The sequence below is a fragment of the Bacillus sp. GbtcB10 genome (genome assembly GCF_019091365.1).
In the GTDB taxonomy this organism is placed as follows: Bacteria; Bacillota; Bacilli; order Bacillales; family Bacillaceae; genus Bacillus; species Bacillus altitudinis.
On record NZ_JAGXJP010000002.1, the window covers coordinates 908830 to 929502 of the forward strand.

The window sequence follows — 20673 nt, forward strand, 5'->3', positions numbered from 1 at the left end:
CACCTCACTTTAGATCTTGGCAAAACCTACTGTTAGACATGTCTGTGATTTTTCGATTTAATTGTTGTTCGACCAATTGAAAACATGCCTGCTGAATCCATAAACGTTTAAATGTATAGAGTTGTTCTTTTTCATCCCCATGCATCTCTTCATCTTTTTCTAACTGAAAATCTGTTAATTCGATTTTGTCATGAACATGCATATGAATAAAAACATGCGCATTGTGAAAATCATGCATATGCTCTACTAAAGCTGAGATATTGGTGATAAAGTCATCAAATATATCTTCTTCTAGCGTTTTCTTGAGATCTAGATGGCTGTGCACATCCATTGATATGTAATTATCTCTTTCATACAGTTCTTCTTGAGTGGCCAGAGGGTTATCATGAATCGTTGCTTTTCTATTTAAATCTGTAATCGAGAAATAAACGATGATGTCTTTATTATCGAGAAATTCATACGCCCATATCTCTGCATCTCTTAATCTTAAAATGCGGGTGAGATTGTCCAACTTTAAACCCTCCAATTAATTATTCATTGTCGTCGACGAAGACCTAGACGCTGCTTCATCCGCTTTCACACAATCAATCGCAACAACCAATGCAATCATCACAGGCTCCATCTCTTCTTTCAAAATATCCACCTTATAGCTGTCACCCCAAGTAAACCATTCCTTCTTTACCTGACCGATCACTTCGCCGCTTTGCAGCACTTGGAAATTCATATCCCACCAGTTCCCTTGTACTTCGATTCCAGCAGCATCAATTGAATATTTGGCTTTGAAGAACGTAAACTCTTTTTTGATCGTCAATACCTCTTGTCCACCGACTTCTACTAAAAACTTCGGTAAAAAGCTAAACATTTTCTTCGTAATTACAGCGATGACGTCTCGTTCTGTATTCAAAATGGTGAATGTCTTTGGCACCTTCATAAAGCTGCCTTCGACCACATATACATCATTCTCCTGTTGATCCTTTACCGTAAACCGGCCGCTCAGACTAAATACCTTTTGCTTCATATACAGCTGCTTCATAAGTACCTCCGATTCAGTTCAAAAATTTATCCGTTTTTACCTTACCCCTGATTATACCAAAAAATAGAATGTGCAAAAAACCACCTGATAGCAGGTGGTTTTCGATTACTAATCCATTTTCAAAGATTCTTTTTCATATGTTTGAAAAGCATCTTCCATTCCCATGATGACCTCTTTAATTTTGACATAACCACTTGTGTAAGGAATAGAATCTCTAATCTCTTCCCACATAAAATGATAGAACTTCAGGTCATCCGTTTCACACATCACAAAATCTGTGTAATCCTTACCCGGAAGAGCTTCAGCATCAAAAAAGCGCACCGTCACATGTTCCTCATATTTCTGCATCAACTCTTGCAGCGAAGCCGCATGGGTTCTGCGCTCCTCTCGTGGTAAAGCAAGCCAAGATGGATAGAACTCTAATAAAACAACCATCATATATTTCATCATCAAGCCCCTCGATTCTTCTATGATGTGATGATTGTACGCCAGATCTAGAGAATGTGCATTAACATAGGTTAATGTTCAGCAGGATGCAGCAGCCTGCTCAGCGAAACTGGAGAAATACCGATATATGAGGCAATATGATATTGAGCGATACGTTGATGTAACCCGGGATATTTCAATAAAAACGCCTGATATCGCTCAATGGCTGGCAAATAGAGCAGTTCCCTCTCACGCTCTTCCTTTCTCGTATACAGCCTTTCTACACTCACCCGAACAAACCGCTCCCACATATGACTGCTGTCCATCAATATTTGAAGTAGATCATACGGAATTTCAATCACGATAGAATCCTCCATCGCTTCAATCGAATAAGGAGAAGGCTGCCCGTTGATCATACTTGCATAAGAAGTAGCAAAATCATCTTCCAACGTAAAAGCCACGTTGTACTCCCTTCCATCCGGTAACAAATAGAAGAGACGGAAGAGACCTGTTATGCAGAAGTAGGCATGCTTCACTGGATCGCCAGCCTTGATCATGCATGTACCTGCTTTTAATTGTTTAATCGTTGTTCCATCTTTGAAGACTTGCCAATGATTTTGTTCAATTGGATATTTCGATATTTTGGTTTTGAACGTGTCGTATGGGTTAGTTATTTTGTCCATCTGTAAGTAACCTCTCTATTAATAGAAGAATTGATAAAAAATGGTGTCAGAAAATACTCAGGTTATAATGGAAATATAAGCGAAGATGAGGGGAGAAACAATGAAAAAAATCACTTTTTTTGACTGGACCATCCATTTACAAGCGGACTTAACAGCGATTACAGATCATTAGGAAAAGAAAATGGTCATTTTAGAATCATCAATTGAATTAAACGGTGTGATCTGGATGGATGACAACAACGAGCTACAAATCAAACCTACTTGGGATTGTGTCATTTCAATTGATCCAACCAACAAATCTCTGACAATCCGGCAAACAAAAGAAGTATTCGGAGATGTGTACGAATGAAAATAGGAGGAACTATGAAGAAAACCGCTTTTTATGATTGGACGATTCACTATCCTGAACATGTAACAGCCGTCAAAGATGATACAGAAAAGAAAATGGTCTTTCTAGAACAGACTGTTGAATTTAAAGGAATTATTCGTATTGATGAGAATGATGAACTGCAAATAAAACCCACTTGGGATTGTGTCATTATTATGAATGCAAAACAGATGTCTGTCACAGTTCGTGATGCAGAAGATTTTGTAGGGTTACCATAAACGTTAAAAAGAAAAGTCTCATTTGACACACGCAAACGAGACTTTTCTCAAATACTATTCCTTTGGAAAAACCGTCGTAAAGGTCGTTCCTTCTTTTTCATTGCTTTCTACTTCAATAGAAGCATTGTGATACGACAGGACTTCTTGCACAATGGATAATCCAAGACCCATTCCCTCTTTATTTCGTGCCTGATCTACCCGGTAAAAACGTTCAAATATTTTTTCTAATGTGTGCGGTTCTATGCCAATCCCCGTATCTCTAATTGTCACGACCGCTTCCGATTCATTTTCATTACAATGAATACTGATTTCCCCAAACTCTTTGTTGTATTTAATGGCATTGCCAATTAAATTCTCCCAAACATTGATCAACAAAGTCCGATCCGCATATACCAAAACAGGCTGTAGATCCAACTTAATTTCTAGACCTTTCTCTTCTATCCGCCATAGCATCGAATGGACCACTTGATGAAGCTGCTCATCCACCCTGACGATTTGTTTATTCGTTGGATATGTCCCTTGATCAATAGAGGTTAAAATGAGAAGTTGTTTCGTTAAGTTAGATAATCGCTTTGCTTCTGTTTGAATAATGTGGTTGTATTTTTTCCCTTCGCTTGATGAAATCTCCTCATTTAGTAATTCAGAATACCCTCGTATATTTAATAGTGGTGACTGAAAATCGTGCGAGACGTTATTCACAAATTTCTTCCTTGCTTGATCGGTATTCTCTAATTTCTGCTGCATCATCCGAAAACGATCAGCGAGCTGACCAATTTCATCTTTTCGATTGATCATTAATGGATACTGAAAATTATGGTTTGCCATCTCTTGCGTCGCACTCGTCAATTCTGAAAGAGATTGGGTGACCTTTCGAGACATGAATAAAATTCCAATGATACTGCTCACAAAAACGGCGAAGATAAATCCAAAAATAATCAAATGGAACTCTGTAAAGAAACTGATATTATTCGGGCGTAAAAATAAGCCCCATTCTTCCCCTTCAATTTCTATCTTCGTCCCTACCGTATTTTTTATATCATTTGCGAAATGACTCATGATTAAGTATGAATTTCTAAAGGATCTGATCCCGTTGTACGCTTTTTCGCCTACAAATAAGGCGTGCATTTGGTCATTCCATTTTTTCGTTTTAAATGGTTCACCAAACATCTTCATCTCCCCATCTTCTTTAACCAAAGCGATTTGGTACCCTAGATCGCTCATGGTTTGCAAAAAATCGGAAGAGGCCCTCAAGGTAATTTCATGTTCTTTGATTTGTTTAGATAACTGCTCGGCAATGGCTAAATATCGATCATTCATTTGCTCTTTGACAACATGATTGTAAATCAAGTTAGAACAAATAAATCCAATGAAGATGCTAATCAAAACAATCAAACACGTATATAGCATAAAACGTTGTTGTAGTTTCATTCTTTTACCTCAAGTTGATAGCCGAAACCACGTATGGTGACAATCTCAATCGTCGCTTCCGCTCTTTTTAAACGTTCTCGTATGCGGTTAATATGCGTGTTTAATGTGAATTCGGGTTGATCTAACGTATCCCCCCAAATGTCATCAATTAAATCCCAGCGGCTTACATTGCGGTTTGCCCGCTGCAGCAGATAATACAGAATTTCTAATTCACGCATGGGCCAGATATATTGCTGATTGGCAATCGTTAATTCCCAACGGTTCGTATCAATTTGAACATTTCCCGCAGTCGTTAAAGCTTCTATGGATTTACGATATCGTCGTAAAATTGCATTTACACGGAATAGCAGTTCTTTCGTTTCAAATGGTTTGACGATATAATCATCAATTCCTTGTTCAAATCCTTGCTGCTTATCTTCAATCTGCCCTTTCGCTGTCAACATAATGACCGGCAGTTCATATTGTTTCGTCACAATGTTCGCCAGCTGAAAGCCATCCATCCCAGGCATCATCACATCAATAATCATGAGATCAAATGACTGTTGTTGCAAAAAAGCAAGCGCTGCCTCAGCATTGCTTGCTTTTGTCACTTGGTACCCCGCCTGCTCTAAATGAATGGACACTAATTGCAAAATGGCTTCATCATCATCCACAACCAATACATGCAATTATCCTTCCTCCTTTATTTCCTTAGCTTTGTCTTTTTCAAAGAATAATATGAGTGCCGGCAGCAACATTCCTCGCACGAAGAATGTATCGATGATAATCCCAATAGCGACAATAAATCCAAAGATAAATAAATCCGTAATCGGCATGGTCATTAATGCGGCAAACGTTGCAGCAAGAATGATCCCCGCTGAAGAAATGACCCCGCCTGTATTTCGTATCGCTACTTCTAATGCAGCTTTGACGTGTAACGTTTGGCGTTCTTCTAAGAAACGGCTAACAAGGATGATGTTATAATCAATTCCTAATGCCACGAGAAAGATAAAGGCATACACAGGGGCACGAGTTGAAATCGCATCATATCCAAATAACACATCGACTAAGAAAATACCTAAGCCTAATGCAGATACAAATGAGATTAAAATCGTCGCCATCATATAAATCGACATTTTCATGGAGCGTGTCAAAACGAGTAATAAGATCAGAATGAGTAATGTTTCCAGTAATACGATCTTTTTAATATCGGATTGATTCACCTGTTGCTCATCCACTAATTTAGCTGTTGTGCCAGCAAAAGATAACTGTACCTTTTGACCATCTGATAATCGATAGATGGCTTGATCTGTACGGAAATCTCCTAAAAATTCAATGGCCTCTATACTGTATGGATTCACTTTTAATGATATCGTCATTTTGCCGTGCTCTCCATCTTTGGTTACCCCCGAAGGACGAGCCGATCCTATCTCTTCATTTTCTGAGAATTGGGCGGAGATTTCTTGTAAATGTTCCTGAGTTAGCTTTTGACCAGTCACAAGTACTGTTGTCTGGGCTAGATCACCTTTATTAAACTTTTCCTCGACGATTTCAAATGCGACACGAGAAGGTAAATCCTTCGGGAAATTTTTCACCGAGTTAAATTCATAATGTAAATTGAAAATATTCGCACCTGTCACAAGTAAAAACAGTAAGACCGCACCACCAATTAATCCTGGTTTTCGAACCACGAATTTGGCAAGAGGTCCCCATATGCCATGTTTTGCTTCTTTTGCTTCACCATATGTCGGTACTTTCGGCCAAAATGCTTTGCGGCCAAATAATGCAAACAAGGCTGGAATCAGTGTGACAGAAGCCAACATAATGACCACCATCGCAGCACCAAAGATTGGCGCAAAGTTTTGATAATCACGGAAATCCGCCACAAATAATATGATCATAGCCGCAAATACTGTACCGCCTGCAAATAAAACCGGTTTGGCTGTTGAACGCATCGCCACTTTCATCGCTTCAAATTGATTTTCATGATGTTGTAACTCCTCCCGATAACGCGAGAAAACAAACAATGAATAATCAATCACAGCAGCAAATAACAAAATGCTCATAATCGAGGTGGTCGAGTTATTGATTTCAAGTCCACCCACACCAAGTAAAGCCACAACTTGATTCACCACTTGATAGACAATGACCGTTGCGAACAATGGAATGATCGCTAATAACGGAGAACGGTAAATGACGATCAATAAAACCAAAATGATTGCAACAGTAGCTAATAGCAGTTTCAAGTCGGCAGATTCAAACAGCTTCACCGTATCCCCCGCTATACCTGCTGGACCCGTAATATAAAAATCAGCATCTAGCCCTTTCGCTAAGTTTGTACCGACATCCGTTGTCTCATCATTAATCTTTGCATAATCAGCATTGCCTAATCCCGCTTTCAAATTCATTGGCACAATCATGGTCGTTTCATCTTCTGATAAAAAAGCGGATAACGCTTGAGGAGGCAATGCTGACACATCGACAATTTCTTCAATTCCCTCAATCTTTGCCTCTTTGATTCCTTGAATGATCGTTTTTACATCTTGAATAGCCAGCTTTCCACTAGGGTTATGGAACACATATAATCCCGGAGTCCCTTTATCATTTGGGAAATACTGATCTAACTTCTTTTGTGTCACGATGGACTGAGCATCACTAGGTAAAGATTGAAAATTGCTCACTGTATGATCGCCCAATTTAGGACCAGCACTCAACCCGATCATGAGAACAAGCCAAATGATAACAGTCAGCCAAGCCCCTTTTTTTGTCGACATTTTATCCATAAATGATCTGAATACTTTCATGAATCGTTCTCCTCCTTTTCTAACCGGTACGAGTATATCGCCTGTATATAAACTTGATATAAACTCAGGGAAAAGGACGAGCCAATAAAAAAAGCAGAGGTTTATCCCTCTGCTAATCCTTCATAACCATTTACAAAATAAGCGATCGTCTCTAACTCATCTTCTTTTAGTTCTCTGTTCACATGTGTTTGATATTCACTCTTGATTCTCTCCTGATCTCCACCATAAAGACCAGTGTATTTCGCAATCGTTCGAAGCTTGTCTGTTTCCTGACGAAACTCCTCTTTTGTCCATGGTCTTTGGTGCGATGGAATATACGTCTCCGCATCAAAAGCATCTAACTCATCTAAAAGACGCAAGATCTCATTCAACGTAAAATGTACTTTTTCTGCATACATTTTCGGATAAATGCAATCACCAAGAAAAAGGATTTTCTCTTCTTTCACATACACGATCACTGAATCAGCCGCATGATCGCCTCCAACATGCTGCACAACACAAGTGACGCCGCCAAGATCAATCTCCATCCGACGATCAAACGTCACATCCGGTAAAACGACCTGAATTTCTCGATGATTCTTATATTCTTCTTTGATGGCCTTCGCACAAAACTCAATCTCCGTTCCTTCCCTCACCCGCTCATCAATCGCCTCATCTGACCAAGAAAACGGAAGAAGCTTCTCCATTTCCTTTCTGGTTTTTGCAGAAGCAATTGAAATCGCATGAGGCAACGCCGGTAGACCAAAGATATGATCCCAATGCCAATGCGTTAGGACCACCATATCCGGCGTGGCGTTCTCTTGTTTTAAGGTCTTTTGGATGAAATAGTTCGCATGATCTTCCGAGTTACCAGCATCGATCATTAATGTTTTGTTATTGCCTACGACCACGCCTAGGATGGGGCGGTCGGTGAGTGATACTGGTGTGATGTAGGAGAAGGTTTTGCCTATTTTTTTGATTGTGTGCATGGTGTGCCTGCTTTCTTTAATGTATATTGAACTACTTATGTCTTCTAAATACGCCCCTAAGCGTGGTTCAGTTGTACATATATATTATAAGCCCGGAAATTTACTTATTATTATAGTCATTAATTATTGATATAGTCTTGTTTGCAACTTCACTTCCAAGAGATGCATACAATTTCTTATCACCAATAATATAAAATTCTTCTTTAGCTCGAGTGGCCGCAACATTCATTATATTGGGCTCTGAAACAGCCCATTTTGCTGCCCCACTGCTATTGGAATCTGCTCCTAGGACAAAATAGACAATTTTCGCTTCTTTTCCTTGAAAAGTATGAACAGTTCCTACATTTGTAGCCTTACCATCTTGACTCTTAGTAAAATCAATTTCTTCTAAAACTTTTGCAACTTGGTAAGCCACGTTTTTAAATGGAGAAATCACATAGATTTCATCAGCTAAATCTGAATTCACTTGTAATCGCTCAGTAATTTGTTTTTTTAGTAAATCCGCTTGTTCTTTAACATATTTATCATTGGCTTTTCCAGTAGAATGAAGCCACTCTGATATCCCTTGTACCTCATCTTTATTTTTACCCTGTACCATTAAACCATCATAAGATATTTCATTAGAAATAGTGAACATCGGATAGTTTGAACGTCTATGTACCCACAGTGGAATACCAACCCATTCGTCTTCGTTTTTTTGGAATCCATACTGACTAGTATCGTCTACTATTGTTTGAGTGGATGCATCAGCAGAGACAAACTTTTCGTCTACATTATAGTTTCTTCCAATCAAAGTTAAAACATTTGGATCTAAAGTTAATACTGGCTTTATTTGTGAGGGGTCCCCAACAACCATTACTTTTTTACTTCTAAAAATGGCTCCAACACTAGCCTGTGGTAGTGCTTGACCAGCCTCGTCAATAAATAAGTTGCCTATTGAATTTTCTTTGAGGTTTTTAAACATTCGACCAAAACTTGCAAAAGTAGTACTGATAACTGGCACAGTGAAATTGATCCATTGCCATGCTTCTGAAATTAACTCATGGCCATTCTCTTTCGCAATGTAATTTGATTGTTTATTCCAGATAATCCTTGCCGCTTTTAAATTTCTTACGTTCTCATTGAGGAATTGCTTTCTAACTTTTAAAGCCGAAATAAATAATTCTGATTGTAAAATACGAAACTCCTTTGTAAACCAAGGATTAGACTTTTGAAGTTCTTCGTATGATAGAGAAAAATCTATTTCCTTAATTCCACTTTGTGATTTGACCTTTTCAAATGCATCAATTTCTTTTTTCATTTTTCCCAGATCATTATTCTTAGCATTCACCCATCGTTCAAAGGTAGATTTTCTTTCCATCATTTGTTTTTGAGTATGCTCTTTTTTAACAGCATTTTTCTCTAGATCATTTTCAAGCTGTCTATAATCATTTGTAAGTGTTGTTTTTTGTTGAGTTAGATCATTTAAGTGTTCATTCACGCTGCTTAGCTTTTTGAAATAATGTTCAACTTTAGATTTATTAAATATTTTCTGAAACCATAAAAAACTAGGTTTTTGTGAAGTAAGAACATGATAATTTCGTTCAGCTTGTACTTCTGCCCTTGATAAATTTTCAAGTTCAACAGAAACATTAGATAAAACTTTTTGAAACTTTAATTCCTCTTCTCTAAGCCTCTCTAATTCAGCTTTTGCTTCTTTTTCATTACTAGTCAAAACTGTATGTTTTTCTTTGTTCTCATTTTCAAATTCTTTAACTTGATTGATATATTTGATATTTAGTTTTCGGATTTCATAAAATTTTCGACTATATTTTTCTACTTTGTCTCTTCCAACTTTTAATTTATTATAAAGCCGTTTGAATTCCTGATATACTCCAGTATTCGATTGATCATCTTCCTCTAAATCTTTTTCAATTGCCTCTATATTGAGAAGCAATTTATTCATGTTGATTGAATTTCCACCTTCTAATGAAAAAACACCCCAATTTTTGTCATTGAGCAGTTCACTTATAATGTATCGATCTTTTCCAAATCCTTCTCCTGTTAGTTGAGAATTAGAAATATCTTTGAAATAATTTGCTTTCTCTAATTGATCTTGAAAACATTTTGGAATCTCTTCTTTCACCGGTAATTCATTAACGATATTTTGGACTGCTCCATTATTTGAACTTGCCACAATAATATTTTTATCAGAAATAGATCGTGGTAAAATGCCAAGCTTAGCATTTTGCCAATAGGTCAGACTGCCTTGAATCACTTTATTAGAAAGATTTGAAATAGCTAGTGCCTGTTGTACGACTAAATCGGCAAAAATATCCTTCAACAATGTTGTCTTGCCTGTTCCTGGTGGTCCGTTAATACTTCGGATATCGTTTTTGTCGTTTAAAGCTAAATTGACAGCAACTTGTTGCATAAAGTAGGAAGCATAATCAGGATTTGATGGAAAGCGCCCTAACGGATAATATTTTGGTTTTAAAGCAATCTCCTCAAAAATATAAGCATTAAAATGCTCAGACTCTTTATGACTGTCTAGATTTCTTCTATTTCCAGTAAATCCGTTAAAATATCTGTTTATATTTTCAGTATTAATTAACTTTGCCATTTTTAAATCTTCAATAAAGAAGGAATGTAGATTAATATTCTCATTATCCAGATGTCGTATGAATTTATAACGGAAATTATCTACTGACACATGATACTTTTGTATAAGTTTAGAAAACACATGATGAAAACCCTCTTCAAATTTTCGATCTAATTCTTCTCTAAATAAAGTTTCAACTTTTAAAAAATCATCAGGTAAATGGCCATGTTCGCGGATAAAACCGCTCATTGTTAAAAACAATTTATCAGCCACCAGGTTGAGTTGATGATCAAAATATAAAGCGAAAGTAAATTTTTCCGAATGACTGATTTCCTCATAATTTTTCTCAATATTATATTTTTCTCTCAAAATATCAACAACTTCTTGGAAATTGAAAATACCAAAGTAAAATACAATTCCAGACTTTTTAAAGGATTTATCTGACATATTATTTTGTCGTTTTTGATGAGATAAAAAATTCATAAAGAATTGTTGCCAATCTTGTTCAATACGATAAAATGTCTTTAAACCTTTGCCGCTTTTGTTAATTGATCCTTCTGTTAACTGTTCTATTGTAATCCATGCATTTAGAATATCTTCCTTTTTATTCATATTGAATCTCCTAATATCGTGCAATTTAAAATAATAATATCCTTTAATTTTTTAAAATTTTTTAATATATTAACATTCAATAGTAATGCAATTTTCTAATATCACTCAAAATCAATATACAGTAATACTCTAATAATACAAAAATCGTCATTCTTTAGAAATGACGATTTTTTGTATTATTTTTTCATAATTCAATAGCTTCTTTTTTGATAAATTGACTTCTACTCTACGATACGAAAAATTCTATACATTTGAATATTATTTACCCCCATATTAATATTAAATGCTTAAACAAGTCCTAGATTTCCTATTTCTGATCTAATTATATAAAAATAGTGAGCATGTATGAAAAGGACATTCTTAATTATTATTACTGTTTTTAATTTTATATTTATATAAATCTTGTTTTATATTTCTGAAAGACTCCCTTTCCTTATTATTTTCAGTTGATGCACGCATATATACTCTTCCTACTTGATATATACTAGATAATGCATTGAATATCTTAGAATCAGCTTTCCACTCATTTTGAGTCTCTATATAATTTTCATCATTATCTTTATTAAGCAATACCGCTTCTTCTCCATTTAAATCTTTTAATGAATCAATTGAAGTAAAACTATCTGAGACAAAAGATTTTAATTCCAAATTATTATTAGTTATATAATTAACTATATCTTTAGTTTCATTTTTTATAATTTCTTTAGTTTCTCCATCTTCTGGGAAATATTCGTATATTCTCTTCCAAAGTTTCCGATTTTTTAATTCATTTATTGTTTGTTTATCATTATCATCTGGAACTTCTCTTTGTACCTTATCTAAAAACTTCTCATCTGAAAGTTCCAAGTACGAAGATATAAAATCATCGCCAGTATTACAATTAACAAAGCAATATCCCTTTTCTTTTAAATCATTTGTAGCATGAGATAACATGGTATTACACGCTTGATTTGTCTTATGGTAATAAACTTGAACATAAAGTTCATACCTTGCTTGAAGGAAATTTTCTATTGCAGGTAATCCGCTTTTTTTAATGCCCAACTTTATCTTTGTTTTTTCCTTATCAATAAACGGCAATAAAGATTTTAATAATCTGTTGAGATCATAAGTCCCATACTTTACCCCACTAAAATAACTATCTCTTAATAAATAATCCATTCTGTCACAATCTAAAGGTGCACCAGCTACAATTTGGTTAAGAAATGGTGTAAGATTATATTTTTTTATATTAATTTTCTTTAGATTAAGCTTTTCATTCATAATAGTTAAAATAATTTTAATACGTTCGTCAGTAAATCCTATACTTGATAAAACCTTTGCAGCAAAATAATAAGATACAAATTCATGTTCAACATATTCTAATGCTTTGTCTTTTATTAACTCTTTTAATGAACTAGCGAATTCAGTATTAAAACTAATACTTGTATCGTTCGAAATCATTTCTAAAAAGTCAGAGTTTTTTGGTGCGAATTGATCAAATAAATGAGACATTGGTCCATGCCCTATATCATGTAAGAGTGCTGCAATACGTAAATTTAAAAACACATCTATAAATTCTTGATTAGAAAAGTATTCATTATCAAAGATATTTCCATTCCCATCAAGACCGTATTTTATTCTCTTATTTTTCAAGGTATTAGCATTACTGAATGCATTTAAAAACATCTCACTTGCTAAGTGCATTACACCAATAGAATGTTCAAATCTTGTATGATTTGCAGAAGGAAATACAAAATATAAAAAGGTATTCTGTTTAACTTTTCTCAACCTATTAAAAAGCGGATGTGAAATAATTCTCATTTCATCTTCAGTCATTCTTACTAGTCCATGTATTGGATCTAATATACTTTTATTTAATTGATCAGTAACTATTATCATTTTTTACCCCTTTTCGTATTTATTATTTTATTTCCATACTTACTAAAAGAACCACTTTTTCAAAAAGATTAAGATATATTCTTTAAAATACATCTCACTTATGATAAGGCTCCCCCCGAACAATCCGAAACGCCCGATAAATCTGCTCCACCAACACCAGCCTCATCAACTGATGCGGAAACGTCATCCTCGAAAACGACAACTTCTCATTCGCACGCTGCATCACAGCATCACTTAACCCAAGTGACCCGCCTATGACAAAACACACCTTACTTTTTCCGTATGTTGCCAGCTTATCTATTGTATCGGCTAATTCTTCGGAAGTTTTCATTTTTCCTTCGATGGCGAGGGCGATGACGTGAGCGTCTGGGTTGATTTTGCTTAGGATGCGTTCGCCTTCTTTGTCTTTGATGATTTTCATGTCTTGCTCGCTGAGATTCTCGGGTGCTTTTTCGTCTGCGAGCTCAATGATGTCGATTTTTGCGTATGCCTGTAATCGTTTTGTGTATTCGGCTATGCCTTGCTTTAAATATTTCTCTTTTAATTTTCCTACTGTGATAATTGATATATTCACAGGTCATCCCCACCTTAAGAACAAGTTATTCATATAAGTTATCAACAATTGTGGATAAAATTTGTGTATTTTGTGTCCGATCATTCGTTCCCCACTATATATATTGCAGGTTCATCGCACAATTCACAGGTTGTGGATAAGCTGTGTGTATGTTCGATTTTTCTGAATTCTGGCGGTGTTTCGTGATCATCTATGTACATGTCTAGTACGGTTTCTATATGTTCTGCACAAGCATAAAGTGATTTGTTCATAAGTTTCTAATTCCTCCAATATGTTGTTTGGTTATTCACACGTGTTTCGCTCATTGTTCAATATAACCGATTTATTCACATGTTAATAGTCTTTTACCATTTTCCACACCTTTTATCCACAAACCAAATAAAAAAGCCTCCACTCCTGTGAAGGCTTCCTTCTATCAAAACGGATTGTAAAATCTCGTTCCTCTAACAAATGTAATCACTAGCGACACAATCAGTACCGCTCCAACAAAGATTAACGCCGCATAATCTGCTTTTTGAAAGTCTTTCGCCGTAAACCATGTGCGCTTTTTATGCTTTCCAAACCCGCGCAATTCCATCGCATTGCTGATCGTTTCAATCCGCTCTAGGCTGGAGAAAATCAGCGGCATCACAATCGAAAGCGCATTTTTAATCCGTTTTCCCAGTTTTTCATTCTTCGATAAATCAATGCCTCTTGCTTGCTGAGAAATCGCGATCGTTCGAAAATCACGCTGAATATCTGGGATGTAACGCAGAGCAATCGCTACCGCATACGATATCCGGTAGCTGACCCCAATTCGGCTGAGCGATGAGGCAAATTCACTTGGATTTGTTGTGACAATAAACAATAGCGCCGCTGGCATCACAGTCACGTATTTCAGTGTAATGTTCAATTGATAGAAAAGCTGTTCAAGTGTGACATTGTACCAGCCTGCAATGTGAAACAGCTCGTGCTTCGCTCCATAGATGGCGACACCTTGCTGAGGCGCAAAGACGTAAATGGCGATGTTATTGATGACAAGAAAAATCGCCAAGACAATCACTACGAAAGAGATATCACGAAATCGCACATTCGACAGTTGAAAGAACACGATACTGGCAACTAGCATAAACACTAATACGCCTGTATCATACGTGAGCATCGCTGCGGATGACCAGAGGATAAAGCAAATGAGTTTGGTTGCCCCTGTCAGCCGGTGAATTGGCGACGGGCGATCGATATAAGACAGCATGTCTACAGCCATGTCATTCGTTCCTTTCTGTCAACCTCAATGAAGCGATCCACGAGTTCATTTGGATTTGGCCAGTCTGCTTTTAGCGCCAGTTCATAGAGCGACGTTTCTTTTAAGCTCGCCTTTTGGACTAGCAGCTGATCTGTCAGCACTTTGGCTGGTGTATCATCTACGATTTTTTCTCCATCTGAAATGACGATGGTTCTTGTCGTGTATTCGAGCATGAGATGCATATCATGGGTGATCATCAAAATCGTGACGCCCTGCTGATTTAATTGCTCTAAAAACGTCATCATCTCTGTGTAATGTCTAAAATCTTGACCGGCCGTTGGCTCATCTAAAATGATGATTTCTGGCTCTAACACAAGAATGGATGCAATGGTGACGCGCTTTTTCTGTCCAAAGCTGAGGGCTGAGATCGGCCAGTTCCGAAATGGATACAGCCCGCATACTTTTAAAACCCGCTCTACACGTTCCTTGATGTCGTCTTCCTTTACGCCTCTTAAAACGAGACCTAGTGCGACTTCATCAAAAATCATTTGTTTCGAAATCATTTGATTTGGGTTTTGCATGACGACACCGATTCGTTCGGAGCGCTGTTTGATGGTGTCTCCTGTGATGTCATCGCCATTTAAAAGGATTGTCCCTTTTGTTGGCTTTTCAAATGCGCAGAGCACCTTGGATAGTGTCGTCTTGCCTGCGCCATTGGCACCGGCGATGCTGATCATTTCTCCTTTTTTGACGGTAAAAGAGATGTTGCTCAGCGTGTTTGGTCTTGTCGGATAATCAAAGCTCAGCTCACGCACTTCTAGTAAATCCGGCGATTCATTCTGCTCGACTGATGGCTCAGATGCTTCCATCCATTGCTCGATTTTCTCTTTTGCCTCGTCATTTAAGGTGAGATGCTGTAAATCAGCGATCTGATCTCCTGCTGCAATCGGAATGCCTGCATATTTCATCGCTCTCACATATAAAGGCTCACGTAAATATGCCGCTTCTAATACATTTGAGGCGAGCAATTCATCTGGTGTCATATCCGCTGCAATCGTGCCGTCATTGACAACGATGATGCGGTCGACATGGCGGAAGAGGACGTCTTCCAATCGATGTTCCACCATCACGACCGTTTTTTTCGTTTCTTTTTGCAGACGGTCAATGAGGTCGATCACTTCTTTACCTGTTGCGGGATCAAGGCTTGCCAGTGGTTCATCAAACAGCAAAATGTCGACATCGTTGACAAGTACGCCTGCGATAGCGACACGTTGTTTTTGACCGCCTGACAGCTCATGCACGGATGATGCCAGTTTGCCGTCTACCTCTGTTAATTTTGCCGCTTTCTCGACACGTGTTTTCATTTCTTCGCGTGTGACTTGATCGTTTTCTAGTGTGAACGCGATATCTTCTCCAACGGTCAGCCCGATGAATTGTCCATCAGGGTCCTGAAGCACCGTTCCGACAAGCTGTGAGAGGGAGAAAATGTTCTCCTTTTCTGCATTTTTCCCGCCGATGTGAAGACTTCCTTCCATAGAACCTTTATAAGACGCAGGAACTAGCCCATTGATGCAATGGGCTAGTGTGCTTTTTCCCGATCCAGACGGGCCTGCGATGAGGACTTTTTCTCCTTCATAGATGGTCAGGTTGATATCTTTCAATGTTGGTTCTGCCTGACTGCGATACTTGAATCCGAAATGTTCGAATTGAATCATCGGTTTCTTCATTTATGTGTTCCACCTTGCTTCATGATGTTTCTTTCGATAGACTGCCGCTTTTGCTTCTTGTTTTCGCATAAGCCGCAATGATGATGGTGCCTAGTACACCGACTGTGATGATGTTTGAGATTCCTGCTACGATGCCTTGAACAAACACTTTATTTGCAGGTTCTGCATAGATCACAATGTCGAGTACCGGCGCAATGACAAACCAGCCTAATGCTTGTGCGCCGGCTTGGACGGCGTTGAAGAGCGTGATTTTTTTCCAGCCAAAGTCGCCCTCTTCTACTTTTAAACGGTTCGAAATGAGGCCGATCAATAAACCAACAACACCCGAAACGATAATCCAGCTCCACCAAGGTCCAAATGTGGTGGCATCTTTAATGAGATGACCAATAAATCCAATCAATGCGCCTGCAATAGGACCAAATAACACGGCCATTAATGCAAGGAACGCGTACGATGTTTCAATTTGTGTATTCGGAATCCCAGTTGGAATGGAGACGAAGCGTCCTAAAATGACAAAGACGGCTGCGCCAATCCCGATGGCAACGACAGTTTTCGTTGAAAGTTGTTTACCTGCCATGATGTTTCCTCCTCTTATTCGTATATAATGCGCGGAGCTTTGCGAATCGAAAGGCGCCAGCCTGTGCCTGTACCGATGTTATAAGCCTTTGCAAATGACCCTTGATTGATCGCCACGCCTAAATGATCGAGTGAATTGACATATACGAGTGGTTCGCCTACCTTTAAATCGGCAAAAGATCGTCCATAGGTCATGATATTTTTATACACATTTTTTGGCCCGTTGGCAATGGTAACTTCTATTGCATCCCCATAATTGATTGAAAGCTGTTCAAATAACGTATGATGAATGTTTGTCCATAGGTTTCCGAACCGCACATCTAAAATATCAATCGTCCCTGTGATCACTTCTTCTTCCGCATAAGCTTGTACGACTGGAAGGTGAATAATGTCCTCTATATTCGCCTTTGGCCCGACCTCTTCAAAAGAAATCACACCTGAAGCAATTCTCGCGCCTGTATAGGCGTAAATGTCTCTACCATGGAAAGTATGTGATTTTCCTGACTTCGGCAGACGGTTGATGGTTTCATCTAAATACCGAGCCTCCACGATACCAATATCCTGTGCGACATGCGTAAGTGTCCCATTATCAGGTGTGATGATGTAGTGTGAGCTTGTTGTTTTGACGACGAGGCTCTTTCGCTCTGATCCAACGCCTGGATCAACAACGGAGACAAATACCGTTTCTTCCGGCCAATATGTGACCGTCTGAAGCAAGCGATAAGACGCTTCCCAAATGTCGTATTGGGGAATGTTGTGAGTTAAATCAAAAATGCGGATGCCGCTTCTCACTGTATTGGCTACGCCGTACATTGCGCTGACCGCTCCATCATCAATACCGAAATCTGATTGTAAAACCAATGCATGTTCACTCATGTTAATCTCCCTTTCATTTGAAAAAATGGTTGTAGTGTTTCACGTGGAACATTTGAACATTTGTATGAAAAAAAGTGGACAATAAAAAATACCCCATCCTTATCTATGAATCATAAGGACGAGGTATTTGTCTCGTGGTACCACCTTTATTTACTGTTTGCTCGCGCTAAACAGCCTCTACAAGTACAAAGCTCCAATTTGGCTCATATACTGTGGTTTTGATAACGAGTACCAACTCTCGTCGTCACCTACTAATATCATGGATATGTTCAGCACGAGGCTCAGAGACCATTTTTCGAATCATTATTTTTGCTTCTTTTCAGCTACCGAAGCTCTCTGTGGAAAAATTGATGATTGTACTTTCTCTCGTCATTGCCTGTTTAACTATCTTGAATTAAAGCTATCATACATGATGTTTTTTGATAAATCAAGATATTTTTCTGAACATTTTTAAAAATGAGTTAACTGTTCTGGAAGAGTCTTCTTTTTTATAAAATTTAAGCAAATGTTAAAGAGCGAGATATGGTGTCTTTCTTTTCTAGGGGTATAATAAAGATGAAGGGAGGTACAGTGTGTGTGGACCATCTGTATGAATGAATTTAAGCAGCTCTTCAAAAGCAAAAAATCCATCTTAACAATTGTTATTATTTTCATTTTATCTACTTTTGTATCAAGTCTTCCATTTATAGCTGCTTATCAAGGGAAGTGGGAACAGGCAAAGGACCCTTATTCCATTGGGAATGAACTAGTGATTTCGTTATTTGGTTTCTTCCTTATTTTTTTATTATCTCATGATATTTTGAGCCGCGAAATTCATTTGAAAACCATTCGTTTTCTCGTCAGCAAAACGACCCGTTTAAACATTGTCATCGGGAAATATCTTGGGCTGATGCTGTTTTGGCTCAGTTGCATTATGACCACATATATTTTAAATATGGTGATTTCACATCGTTTTCTGTTCTCTGATGCCTTAAAAATATTAACGTTTATCAGTGTCGGCATCTCCTGTGCTTTGTTTTTGTCCATGCTCTTTCCAACACCACAGAAATCGATGTTTGTTGGCATGTTGTTTTCCTTTCTATTTCCAATCATGAGCATGATGTCTGTTCTTTCTTCAGAACGGTTGATTCACTGGTTCCAATACGTGACGCCTTATTATTATGCGCGCTGGAGTGAACCGCTGACCTATGTGCTGATGAATGCTGCATTGACTGTTGTCTTACTCGTTGGAACGGCACTACTGTTTCAGAGGAGGGATGTCTAAGTGCTTCACACAAAAGGGCTGACAAAAAAATATCGGACAAAAGTCGCAATAAATCATATTGATCTTGATATCCATCAAGGGGATATCTTCGGCCTCATTGGACCGAAGGGTGCTGGTAAGACAACCTTTTTTAATATCATTACAGGGATCTCCCGCCCCACCTCTGGCACGTTTATCATGATGAACATGACGTCGTTAAAAAAAGTACGTCATCATATCGGTGTTCTGCCTGAATATACAGATTTATATGAAGGGCTGACTGCTATTGAGCATATTGCCTATTTATCGAAAATTACGGGTACTCGCCAGAAAACGAGCTATTATGAAGAATTACTCGAATTTGTTGGCTTACATCGTTATCATCAAGAGAAAGTCGGTGCCTTTACACCTGGGATGAAGAAGCGGCTCGGAATGGCTCAGGCCATCGCTCATCAGCCTGACTTTATTTTACTTGATGAGCCTTTTGCGGATATTGATGCAGATTCTATCTTACATATCCAGCGGGTGATTGAATCGTTAAAATTTGAAGGGAAAACTGTCTTTTTAACAGCAGACGAGCCAAGGTTCACCCAGCCTATTTGTACCAAAACAGCTTTCATATCTGAAGGAAAAATCGTGTCCTCAAGTACTCATCCTCAAGAGAAAACCATCACGTCCTCAACCATTCGTGCCACCTTCAAGCATGCATGGATTGATGATGAGGTGAAGCCTGTTCTCACGCAGTACTTACAAAGTGTGGGAACAGACCTTGTGATCAGAGATGACGAGACCTCATTGTTGATTCGTTCAGAAGCTCAAGTCCCAGCCATCATCCGTGCGTTTGTGAAATGCAAAGTCGATCTATACCGAGTCACGGCGCAAGATGCCATGATGTCCACGTAAAAAGTACCGTACGCTCACTGCACGGTACTTCTCTTTTTTTATAAAGGCTTGCTCATGTAAATCCCAGTCTCAGCAAAGCCCGTTTTCTCATAAAGTGAGCGGGCGATTTGATTATGGGCAAAGACATGCAGCGATAGTTTTTTCACACCTAATGACTTTGCCTGCTCTTCTAATGCCGCCATGGCCTGTTTTGCCAAGCCTTTTCCTCGATACGCTTCAAACAAAATAAAATTATAAATAAAGCCTTCATGTTGGGGATGATCTGGATCATAGCAAAGCCATACCCATCCGATGGCTTCTTCTCCATGTAAGATGTTCCACAACTCATGATCCTCTGTCTGAAGGCCTTCAGGAAGCAGCCGGTCAAATTGTTCCTCTGCGTTCTTTTGCGCTTCTTCCTGATTCCACGTCCCTGCGAGTACCTTTTCTTCTGCGTACCGCTTAATGGCCGCCGCTATCAAGACGTCATAATCCGTTTGTGACATTGGCTGTAATGTGACCAATCGTATCTCCCCCTTTTCTTTATCATATGCCGGGCATATAAAAAAAGCCAG

21 protein-coding genes and 1 other annotated feature are annotated in these 20673 nt (G+C 38.2%); of the genes, 4 read left to right on the forward strand and 17 right to left on the reverse strand.

All coding sequences use genetic code 11. The features are described from left to right. Nucleotides 1-4: 4 nt before the first annotated feature. The 4 genes from KVT11_RS09925 to KVT11_RS09940 all read right to left on the reverse strand — a co-directional run bounded on the left by KVT11_RS09925 (nucleotide 5) and on the right by KVT11_RS09940 (nucleotide 2142). On the reverse strand, nucleotides 5-511 hold the full coding sequence (locus KVT11_RS09925; RefSeq protein WP_210552274.1) for a hypothetical protein: 507 nt from the start codon (nucleotides 509-511) through the stop codon (nucleotides 5-7). Between the two features lie 15 nt (nucleotides 512-526). Further along, nucleotides 527-1033, reverse strand: a complete 507-nt coding sequence (locus tag KVT11_RS09930; protein ID WP_048002606.1) for an LURP-one-related/scramblase family protein — start codon at nucleotides 1031-1033, stop codon at nucleotides 527-529. 108 nt (nucleotides 1034-1141) lie between these two features. After that, nucleotides 1142-1480 carry a darcynin family protein gene (locus KVT11_RS09935; protein ID WP_039962871.1) on the reverse strand — a complete coding sequence of 113 codons (339 nt, stop codon included), beginning with the start codon at nucleotides 1478-1480 and terminating at the stop codon, nucleotides 1142-1144. 71 nt (nucleotides 1481-1551) lie between these two features. Then, the gene (locus tag KVT11_RS09940; RefSeq protein WP_017359961.1) at nucleotides 1552-2142 is read right to left on the reverse strand and encodes a Crp/Fnr family transcriptional regulator; all 591 of its coding nucleotides are present in this window, start codon (nucleotides 2140-2142) and stop codon (nucleotides 1552-1554) included. Nucleotides 2143-2323: 181 nt separating this feature from the next. Here KVT11_RS09940 and KVT11_RS09945 point away from each other — a divergent pair, with 181 nt between their 5' ends. Next, nucleotides 2324-2491, forward strand: a complete 168-nt coding sequence (locus KVT11_RS09945; RefSeq protein WP_254636466.1) for a hypothetical protein — start codon at nucleotides 2324-2326, stop codon at nucleotides 2489-2491. A gap of 14 nt (nucleotides 2492-2505) precedes the next feature. Next, a complete protein-coding gene (locus KVT11_RS09950) occupies nucleotides 2506-2748 on the forward strand; it encodes a hypothetical protein (RefSeq protein WP_035390080.1) in 243 nt (80 codons plus the stop codon). Between the two features lie 54 nt (nucleotides 2749-2802). On the opposite strand, the gene KVT11_RS09955 is transcribed toward KVT11_RS09950, so the two are convergent. From KVT11_RS09955 to KVT11_RS10010, 12 genes are all read right to left on the reverse strand, one after another. Beyond that, the gene (locus KVT11_RS09955) at nucleotides 2803-4176 is read right to left on the reverse strand and encodes a sensor histidine kinase (protein ID WP_116306581.1); all 1374 of its coding nucleotides are present in this window, start codon (nucleotides 4174-4176) and stop codon (nucleotides 2803-2805) included. Then, the gene (locus tag KVT11_RS09960; RefSeq protein WP_116306583.1) at nucleotides 4173-4844 is read right to left on the reverse strand and encodes a response regulator transcription factor; all 672 of its coding nucleotides are present in this window, start codon (nucleotides 4842-4844) and stop codon (nucleotides 4173-4175) included. The genes KVT11_RS09955 and KVT11_RS09960 overlap by 4 nt, the downstream gene beginning before the upstream one ends. Continuing rightward, nucleotides 4845-6959 carry an MMPL family transporter gene (locus KVT11_RS09965; RefSeq protein ID WP_116306585.1) on the reverse strand — a complete coding sequence of 705 codons (2115 nt, stop codon included), beginning with the start codon at nucleotides 6957-6959 and terminating at the stop codon, nucleotides 4845-4847. A gap of 101 nt (nucleotides 6960-7060) precedes the next feature. After that, nucleotides 7061-7927 carry an MBL fold metallo-hydrolase gene (locus tag KVT11_RS09970; protein WP_025208310.1) on the reverse strand — a complete coding sequence of 289 codons (867 nt, stop codon included), beginning with the start codon at nucleotides 7925-7927 and terminating at the stop codon, nucleotides 7061-7063. Between the two features lie 100 nt (nucleotides 7928-8027). Then, nucleotides 8028-11120 (reverse strand): DEAD/DEAH box helicase, encoded by a 3093-nt coding sequence (locus KVT11_RS09975; RefSeq protein ID WP_025208311.1) that lies wholly within the window; start codon nucleotides 11118-11120, stop codon nucleotides 8028-8030. Between the two features lie 360 nt (nucleotides 11121-11480). Continuing rightward, a complete protein-coding gene (locus KVT11_RS09980; protein ID WP_025208312.1) occupies nucleotides 11481-12998 on the reverse strand; it encodes an HD domain-containing protein in 1518 nt (505 codons plus the stop codon). A gap of 94 nt (nucleotides 12999-13092) precedes the next feature. Then, nucleotides 13093-13572: a 23S rRNA (pseudouridine(1915)-N(3))-methyltransferase RlmH gene (rlmH, locus tag KVT11_RS09985; protein ID WP_079920278.1), complete on the reverse strand. Its 480-nt coding sequence runs from the start codon at nucleotides 13570-13572 to the stop codon at nucleotides 13093-13095. 80 nt (nucleotides 13573-13652) lie between these two features. Continuing rightward, nucleotides 13653-13823, reverse strand: coding sequence for a CxxH/CxxC protein (locus KVT11_RS09990; protein WP_008360116.1), 171 nt, complete (start codon nucleotides 13821-13823; stop codon nucleotides 13653-13655). Nucleotides 13824-13987: 164 nt separating this feature from the next. Continuing rightward, nucleotides 13988-14815: an energy-coupling factor transporter transmembrane component T family protein gene (locus tag KVT11_RS09995; RefSeq protein WP_024718473.1), complete on the reverse strand. Its 828-nt coding sequence runs from the start codon at nucleotides 14813-14815 to the stop codon at nucleotides 13988-13990. Beyond that, complete coding sequence (locus tag KVT11_RS10000; protein WP_210552275.1) at nucleotides 14806-16521, reverse strand: ABC transporter ATP-binding protein; 1716 nt, start codon at nucleotides 16519-16521, stop codon at nucleotides 14806-14808. The genes KVT11_RS09995 and KVT11_RS10000 overlap by 10 nt, the downstream gene beginning before the upstream one ends. A gap of 19 nt (nucleotides 16522-16540) precedes the next feature. Beyond that, nucleotides 16541-17098 (reverse strand): ECF-type riboflavin transporter substrate-binding protein, encoded by a 558-nt coding sequence (locus tag KVT11_RS10005; protein WP_024718471.1) that lies wholly within the window; start codon nucleotides 17096-17098, stop codon nucleotides 16541-16543. A 14-nt stretch (nucleotides 17099-17112) separates the two neighbouring features. After that, nucleotides 17113-17973, reverse strand: coding sequence for an SAM hydrolase/SAM-dependent halogenase family protein (locus KVT11_RS10010; RefSeq protein ID WP_017368438.1), 861 nt, complete (start codon nucleotides 17971-17973; stop codon nucleotides 17113-17115). A gap of 111 nt (nucleotides 17974-18084) precedes the next feature. Beyond that, nucleotides 18085-18355: a binding site (T-box leader), on the reverse strand. Nucleotides 18356-18547: 192 nt separating this feature from the next. Between KVT11_RS10010 and KVT11_RS10015 the strand changes: the two genes are divergently transcribed. Both KVT11_RS10015 and KVT11_RS10020 read left to right on the forward strand, forming a co-directional pair. Further along, nucleotides 18548-19237, forward strand: a complete 690-nt coding sequence (locus KVT11_RS10015) for an ABC transporter permease (RefSeq protein ID WP_046527570.1) — start codon at nucleotides 18548-18550, stop codon at nucleotides 19235-19237. Next, complete coding sequence (locus KVT11_RS10020) at nucleotides 19238-20119, forward strand: ABC transporter ATP-binding protein (protein ID WP_035390097.1); 882 nt, start codon at nucleotides 19238-19240, stop codon at nucleotides 20117-20119. Nucleotides 20120-20157: 38 nt separating this feature from the next. Here the strand turns inward: KVT11_RS10020 and KVT11_RS10025 are convergent, their stop codons facing one another. Continuing rightward, nucleotides 20158-20622, reverse strand: a complete 465-nt coding sequence (locus KVT11_RS10025; protein ID WP_210552276.1) for a GNAT family N-acetyltransferase — start codon at nucleotides 20620-20622, stop codon at nucleotides 20158-20160. Nucleotides 20623-20673 lie beyond the last annotated feature (51 nt).

What these genes read in the sequence shown, in the direction of transcription:
- KVT11_RS09975 (WP_025208311.1), bottom strand. Translation starts at nt 11,120, where the DNA reads ATGAATAAAAAGGAAGATATTCTAAATGCATGGATTACAATAGAACAG.
- KVT11_RS09995 (WP_024718473.1), bottom strand. Translation starts at nt 14,815, where the DNA reads ATGGCTGTAGACATGCTGTCTTATATCGATCGCCCGTCGCCAATTCAC.
- KVT11_RS09965 (WP_116306585.1), bottom strand. Translation starts at nt 6,959, where the DNA reads ATGAAAGTATTCAGATCATTTATGGATAAAATGTCGACAAAAAAAGGG.
- KVT11_RS10005 (WP_024718471.1), bottom strand. Translation starts at nt 17,098, where the DNA reads ATGGCAGGTAAACAACTTTCAACGAAAACTGTCGTTGCCATCGGGATT.
- KVT11_RS09950 (WP_035390080.1), top strand. Translation starts at nt 2,506, where the DNA reads ATGAAGAAAACCGCTTTTTATGATTGGACGATTCACTATCCTGAACAT.
- KVT11_RS09980 (WP_025208312.1), bottom strand. Translation starts at nt 12,998, where the DNA reads ATGATAATAGTTACTGATCAATTAAATAAAAGTATATTAGATCCAATA.
- KVT11_RS09945 (WP_254636466.1), top strand. Translation starts at nt 2,324, where the DNA reads ATGGTCATTTTAGAATCATCAATTGAATTAAACGGTGTGATCTGGATG.
- KVT11_RS09940 (WP_017359961.1), bottom strand. Translation starts at nt 2,142, where the DNA reads ATGGACAAAATAACTAACCCATACGACACGTTCAAAACCAAAATATCG.
- KVT11_RS09935 (WP_039962871.1), bottom strand. Translation starts at nt 1,480, where the DNA reads ATGAAATATATGATGGTTGTTTTATTAGAGTTCTATCCATCTTGGCTT.
- KVT11_RS10010 (WP_017368438.1), bottom strand. Translation starts at nt 17,973, where the DNA reads ATGAGTGAACATGCATTGGTTTTACAATCAGATTTCGGTATTGATGAT.
- KVT11_RS09955 (WP_116306581.1), bottom strand. Translation starts at nt 4,176, where the DNA reads ATGAAACTACAACAACGTTTTATGCTATATACGTGTTTGATTGTTTTG.
- KVT11_RS09990 (WP_008360116.1), bottom strand. Translation starts at nt 13,823, where the DNA reads ATGAACAAATCACTTTATGCTTGTGCAGAACATATAGAAACCGTACTA.
- KVT11_RS09970 (WP_025208310.1), bottom strand. Translation starts at nt 7,927, where the DNA reads ATGCACACAATCAAAAAAATAGGCAAAACCTTCTCCTACATCACACCA.
- KVT11_RS09930 (WP_048002606.1), bottom strand. Translation starts at nt 1,033, where the DNA reads ATGAAGCAGCTGTATATGAAGCAAAAGGTATTTAGTCTGAGCGGCCGG.
- KVT11_RS10000 (WP_210552275.1), bottom strand. Translation starts at nt 16,521, where the DNA reads ATGAAGAAACCGATGATTCAATTCGAACATTTCGGATTCAAGTATCGC.